General features: G+C 66.0%; 7 protein-coding genes and 1 pseudogene. 7 read left to right on the top strand and 1 reads right to left on the bottom strand.

The window, feature by feature from the left end; genetic code table 11:
- Positions 1 to 800 (bottom strand): DUF6542 domain-containing protein (locus tag A5678_RS20020; RefSeq protein WP_197502204.1); only part of this gene is annotated, 800 nt, incomplete at its 3' end.
- 131 nt (positions 801 to 931) lie between these two features.
- Between A5678_RS20020 and ychF the strand changes: the two genes are divergently transcribed.
- The 7 genes and pseudogenes from ychF to A5678_RS19985 all read left to right on the top strand — a co-directional run.
- Positions 932 to 2,005: a redox-regulated ATPase YchF gene (gene ychF / locus A5678_RS20015; RefSeq protein ID WP_068045661.1), complete on the top strand. Its 1,074-nt coding sequence runs from the start codon at positions 932 to 934 to the stop codon at positions 2,003 to 2,005.
- A 16-nt stretch (positions 2,006 to 2,021) separates the two neighbouring features.
- The gene (locus A5678_RS20010) at positions 2,022 to 2,474 is read left to right on the top strand and encodes an SRPBCC family protein (RefSeq protein WP_068045659.1); all 453 of its coding nucleotides are present in this window, start codon (positions 2,022 to 2,024) and stop codon (positions 2,472 to 2,474) included.
- 110 nt (positions 2,475 to 2,584) lie between these two features.
- Positions 2,585 to 3,112 carry a DUF4188 domain-containing protein gene (locus A5678_RS20005; RefSeq protein WP_068045668.1) on the top strand — a complete coding sequence of 176 codons (528 nt, stop codon included), beginning with the start codon at positions 2,585 to 2,587 and terminating at the stop codon, positions 3,110 to 3,112.
- Between the two features lie 440 nt (positions 3,113 to 3,552).
- The gene (locus A5678_RS27290) at positions 3,553 to 3,921 is read left to right on the top strand and encodes a hypothetical protein (protein WP_068045657.1); all 369 of its coding nucleotides are present in this window, start codon (positions 3,553 to 3,555) and stop codon (positions 3,919 to 3,921) included.
- A 106-nt stretch (positions 3,922 to 4,027) separates the two neighbouring features.
- On the top strand, positions 4,028 to 4,426 hold the full coding sequence (locus A5678_RS19995; RefSeq protein ID WP_068045654.1) for a VOC family protein: 399 nt from the start codon (positions 4,028 to 4,030) through the stop codon (positions 4,424 to 4,426).
- A 118-nt stretch (positions 4,427 to 4,544) separates the two neighbouring features.
- Positions 4,545 to 4,904: a hypothetical protein gene (locus A5678_RS19990; protein ID WP_068045651.1), complete on the top strand. Its 360-nt coding sequence runs from the start codon at positions 4,545 to 4,547 to the stop codon at positions 4,902 to 4,904.
- Between the two features lie 140 nt (positions 4,905 to 5,044).
- A pseudogene (locus A5678_RS19985) lies at positions 5,045 to 5,402 on the top strand (hypothetical protein); the annotation flags it as partial.

The following is a 5,402-nucleotide window of genomic DNA, read 5'->3' as shown; positions in this document are numbered from 1 at the left end:
TCGGGCCTCGGGCGGCGCCGTGACCGGCGGGGCGGCTCCGCGGCGTCGTAGTCCCGGCGGGTCGTCGAGCTCCTCCGAGCCGAGCGCCGGACGCCCGGGTCGCCGGCGTCGTCGAGCGGTTCCCGGGTACGCCGGGAACGGGTTCGGGCGGAGCGGCTGGCGGTCCGATCACTGCGGTCGGTCCGGCGGGCCCGCGACGGGGAACCGGTCGCGCGGGTGCGCCGCGGCTTCGCGGGGGTCGCCTCGTCGGCATCGTCCTCGTCGGACTCCGGGCGCACGATCGCCCGCAGTTTGGCGACGATGCCGCCGGCGACGGACTTGACGTCGGTGGACTCCGCCTCGTCGGAGCTCTTCAGCGGCGCGGTCGCCCGGTGCGACGTCCCGAAGTACCAGCGGGCCAGCCCGATGAGCAGAACCACGCCGGCGGTTCCCAGCATCAGCGGGAAGCGCTCGATGAGTGGATAGCCGCAGTTGATCAACAGGTCTTTGAGATGGCCGACCTTGGCGTCGTGGAACAACCAGTAGGCGCCGGGCACCGCGCAGAAAAGTATCAGCGGGGGCTGGATCATCGCGGTGAACAGCCCGTCCTGGCGTACCGCCAGCACCGCTGCCACGCAGCCGGCTATATAGAAGCCCGCGAAGACATGAGTCAGCTCCTTGTGGCCGGCGTCAATTCCATAACCGATGGCGGTGGCCGTGACGGCGAGAAGCAGGGCGGCGTACCACGGCACACCTGGGATATCTGGGTGGATCGAGCGGTGGGAGGCCTCCACCGTCGACTTTGCCCGCTGTCCTGACACATGTAGACCGTACCGGCATTGGGCCGAAAGCCCCGTAAATACCTCGTAGGGATGCCGGGCGCGCCATGCCGATCGCCCACGAATGCTCCACAGCAGCCGGCGCCCCCGCGGCCCCCTAGACTTGGGTCCCTGTGAGCCTGAGCCTGGGAATCGTGGGTCTGCCCAACGTCGGCAAGTCGACGCTGTTCAACGCGCTGACCCGCAACGACGTACTGGCGGCCAACTATCCGTTCGCGACTATCGAACCGAACGAGGGTGTCGTTCCGCTGCCCGATCCGCGACTGGACAAGTTGGCCGAGCTGTTCGCATCCCAGCGCATCGTGCCGGCGCCGGTGAAGTTCGTCGACATCGCGGGCCTGGTGAAGGGCGCGTCCGAGGGGGCGGGGCTCGGCAACAAGTTCCTGGCCCACATTCGCGAATGCGACGCCATCTGCCAGGTGGTGCGGGTGTTCTCCGATGACGATGTGACCCATGTGGCCGGTGAGGTGGATCCCCGATCGGACATCGAGGTGGTCGAGACGGAGTTGATCCTGGCCGACCTGCAGACGCTGGAGCGCGCTTTGCCCCGGCTGGAGAAGGAAGCCCGCACGACCAAGGAGCGCAGGCCGGTATTCGAAGCGGCGGCCGCGGCCCAGGAGACGTTGAACGGCGGGAAGACGCTGTTCGGCGCCGGGGTGGATGCGTCCCTCTTGCGGGAGCTGAACCTGTTGACCACCAAGCCGTTTCTGTATGTCTTCAACGCGGACGAGGCGGTGCTGACCGATGCGGCGCGCATCGCCGAGCTGCGCCAGCTGGTCGCGCCCGCCGACGCGGTGTTCCTGGACGCGGCCATCGAAGCCGAGTTGAACGAGCTCGACGACGAGTCGGCGGCCGAACTGCTTGAGTCGATCGGGCAGAGCGAACGCGGGCTCGACGCGCTGGCCCGCGCGGGTTTCCACACCCTCAAGCTGCAGACGTTTCTGACAGCGGGCCCAAAAGAGGTGCGCGCGTGGGTAATTCATCAAGGCGATACCGCGCCGAAGGCCGCCGGGGTGATCCACACGGATTTCGAAAAGGGCTTCATCAAGGCCGAGATCGTGTCCTATGACGACTTGATCGCCGCCGGTTCGATGGCGGCGGCCAAGGCGGCCGGCAAGGTCAGGATGGAAGGCAAGGACTACGTGATGGCCGACGGCGACGTGGTGGAGTTCCGTTTCAACGTCTAGCGGGAACATTGACGGTATGGGACGAACCGACACCGCCTCGGTGTTGATTGCTGCTCCGTTGAGTTGGGTGTACGCCGCGCTGGTGGAACCGCAGGCGCTCGTCGAATGGCTTCCGCCACAAGGAATGTCGGGGAAGTTCGAACACTTCGACGCCCGCCCGGGAGGCTCCTACCGGATGAGGTTGACCTATGCCGCGCCGCCCGAGTCGGGTGGCAAGTCAAGCAACGACGCCGATGTCGTCGATGTTCGGTTCGTCGAGATCGTGCCCGACGATCGGGTCGTGCAGGCCGTCAACTTCGAAACCGACGACCCCTCGTTCGCGGGAACGATGACCATGACCTGGGCGGTCACCGCGGTGAGCGCCGGCAGCACCCGTGTCGACATCCGGGCCGAGGACGTCCCACCGGGCATCTCCGCGGGCGATCACCTCAACGGTCTGCGCTTGTCGTTGGCCAATCTCGCGGCCTAGCTGACTGGGCGGCGGGCCGATCAAGATTGACGGCCTCGGGTTGTTGCCGTTCCGCAGCTACGATGCGACAGTCGGGTAACGCGTCTCGGGGGCTCTAAGTGGAGGTCGGGATGGCAGTCAATCGGCAAACGGTAGATCTCACCGAGTATCCCGACATGGTGGTGGTGTATCTCGGAATGCGGGTGCGGCGTCCGCGGGGCCTGCTGCGGATGCTGGGCCTCGGTCCCCAAATTCGACAATCGTGGAGGCAGGAGCCCGACGGGCTCTTGTTGCACGAGGATCTCATCTGGTCGTTGTTTCCTCCCCATCTCGGCATGCGACAGTACTGGCGGGACCTGGACAGCTTGGAGAGGTGGACTCGTTCGGAGCCGCATCGGCAGTGGTGGCAGCAGTTCTTGAAAGACTCCGGCGGCACCGGCTTCTGGCACGAGGCGTACTTGATGAGCGGTGGCATGGAGGCGATTTACGACGATACGCCCGAGCTCGGTATGGCACGGTTCGCTCCCTTGAGGCCGGCCCGGGGCGCGCGATTCTCTTCTCGGACGCGGGCAGGCCGGGTTGAGAAGCCGGCGGCAACACCCATTGTTTCTGAGGCTGACTATTACTCGGCGGCCGAAGGCGATTCGCTGCATCCTTAGCCGGGGTCGGTTGGCTTGCTCGCGAGCTCGTGAGCCGACGGCGACGCGGTCGAATTCCGTTTTGAACAACGTCAGTCGTTAAAGCTGCCGGTCGCCGATGGCTCTTGTTGTTGAATGCAGACTTGGACCGCTGCCGCCTACTAGCGTGTCCGGTCAGGCAAAGTCGTGCTCATTCCGGTCGAGAGACCATCGGGTGCGACTCCACAAGCGGTCTACGACACCCTTGTTGATGTTGACCACTGGACGGAATCTGGGCCGACTATTGCAGGCGGCGATCCGGTGGCATATCGCGAGACTCGCGGCCGCGTTGGCCCGAGCGGCCGAACGCTGATCGCCTCGCGGCGGCAGGGTGCTGAGAACGCCTGGCCGACGGTGACATGGTGCAGTTCCGCTTCAAGGTCTATCTAGCGGTCGAGTCGCGCCTCGACCATGCTTGATCGATGGCGATTGTCAAACGAACGGGGCCGTGGGTCCGGCGGACTTTGATTGGTTGTGGAATCTCGTTGGCCGCTTTCGCGCTGGCCGGCGGCCTCGCTCAGGCCGCCCCGACCTCGCATTGGTGCCCGGGCAATCCGTGGGACCCGAGCTGGGGCAAGGTCTACGACTGGGACTGGAATCACTGCCACGACTGGCAAGGTCCGGCGGGCCAGAGTTTTCCGGCGGGTGCGGGCCCCTGGGGGCCGCCGCCGGCGTGGGCGCCCCCGCCGCCACCCCAGCCGGCGTGGGCGCCGGGGGCTCAGCTGATGTGGAATCCGACGGGCGCGGGCAATTGGGGGTTCTGGAACAACGGAATCTGGACTCCGGCCTAAGCGGACGTGCCGTAGGTCTGCCTCTACGCCGCCCTCTTGTCGGCGGGTTTCCTTACCATGCCCTCGTCGCAACAGCTTGCACCGCCACGGCAACCAGGAGGGCTCTATGAAGTTCGTTTCCACCCGCATCATCACCGCCGACGTCAGGCGGCTCGTCGATTTCTACGAGACGGTCACCGAAGCCCCCGCGGTATGGGGCAACGAGCTTTTCGCCGAAATCCCGACGCCGGTTGGCACGCTGGCCATCGGCAGCGACCAGACCGTGCCGCTGTTTGCAGCTGGGTCGGTCGAGCCGGCCGCCAACCGCAGCGCGATCGTGGAGTTCATGGTCGACGACGTGGACGCGGAATATGAGCGGCTGCATCAGCGCGTCACGGACGTCGTGGCACAGCCGACCACGATGCCGTGGGGCAATCGCGCGCTGCTGCTGCGGGATCCCGATGGGAATCTCGTCAACCTGTTCACCCCGGTCACCGACGAGGCTCGTGCCAAGTTCGGAATGTGACTGTCGCACAAAGGCCGGACGGCCACCTGTGCGGCGGCGCGGGCGAGGGAGACGCGTCGCGCCGAAGCGCACACGGTCAACTCGTGCACGGCCGGGTGTCGCGGCGTTAAGGTGAGTCGTGGTCACTGGGGACTGCCCTGAGACGCCTGAGGAACTCGAACACCGGGCCGAGGCGCTTGATGAGCGCAAGGCGGCGCTCGATGAGCGCGAGGCCGAAGTGAGAAGGCGAGAGTGGCTGGCCGGCAGACGAGACCGGGTCGCCGACCAGCGGGATCAGATCGCCAACGATCGCGAGCGATTAGCCGACGAACGAGAGCGGCGCGCGGACGAGCGCGAGGGCACGGCCGAAGAGCGCGAGCGCGACCGGCTCCGGCGCGTGGGCGAGCAAGCGAACCGCAAGAATGCCACGGCCCAGCGAGAGCAGGCCGACATCGACCGCGAGATGGCCGAAACCGAACGCGGGCCCGACTACAACTGACCCCGCGCCGTTTGCTGGAGCGGTATCTATCGCCCGGACCCGATTTGCTGTAAGTGCGGCGAAGGCCATTGTCCGCTTTCCGAATGACGTGCGCCACAAATTTTGGCGCACAATAACCGATATTGCTAGCGTCCCCGGCCATGGTAGTACTCGCAACATTGATGTCATTGATCAATCAGGTATCCGGAACGCCCTATATTGCGGGTGGGGATTCCCCCTCCGGGACGGATTGCTCGGGTCTGGTTTCCTGGGTTGCCAATGCGGCATCCGACAGGCCGGTCTTCGGAAACCGGTTCAACACCGGGAATGAAGAAGCGGCATTGTTGGCGCGCGGCTTCCAGTACGGAACCGCCCCCAATGCCCTCGTGATCGGCTGGAACGGCGGCCACACGGCCGCGACCCTGCCGGACGGGACCCCGGTGTCCAGCGGTGAGCACGGCGGAGTGCATATCGGTGGCGCTGGTGCCTACCAGGCCGGGTTCACGCACCACATGTTCC

The organism is Mycobacterium sp. E2733 (genome assembly GCF_001667585.1).
In the GTDB taxonomy this organism is placed as follows: domain Bacteria; phylum Actinomycetota; class Actinomycetes; order Mycobacteriales; family Mycobacteriaceae; genus Mycobacterium.
This window is presented reverse-complemented; position numbering and strand designations above follow the sequence as displayed.

Bases quoted from the DNA above. Each gene is read 5' to 3' on its own strand.
- A5678_RS20010 (WP_068045659.1), top strand. From the start codon at position 2,022: ATGGGACGAACCGACACCGCCTCGGTGTTGATTGCTGCTCCGTTGAGT.
- A5678_RS20005 (WP_068045668.1), top strand. From the start codon at position 2,585: ATGGCAGTCAATCGGCAAACGGTAGATCTCACCGAGTATCCCGACATG.
- A5678_RS27290 (WP_068045657.1), top strand. From the start codon at position 3,553: ATGGCGATTGTCAAACGAACGGGGCCGTGGGTCCGGCGGACTTTGATT.
- A5678_RS19995 (WP_068045654.1), top strand. From the start codon at position 4,028: ATGAAGTTCGTTTCCACCCGCATCATCACCGCCGACGTCAGGCGGCTC.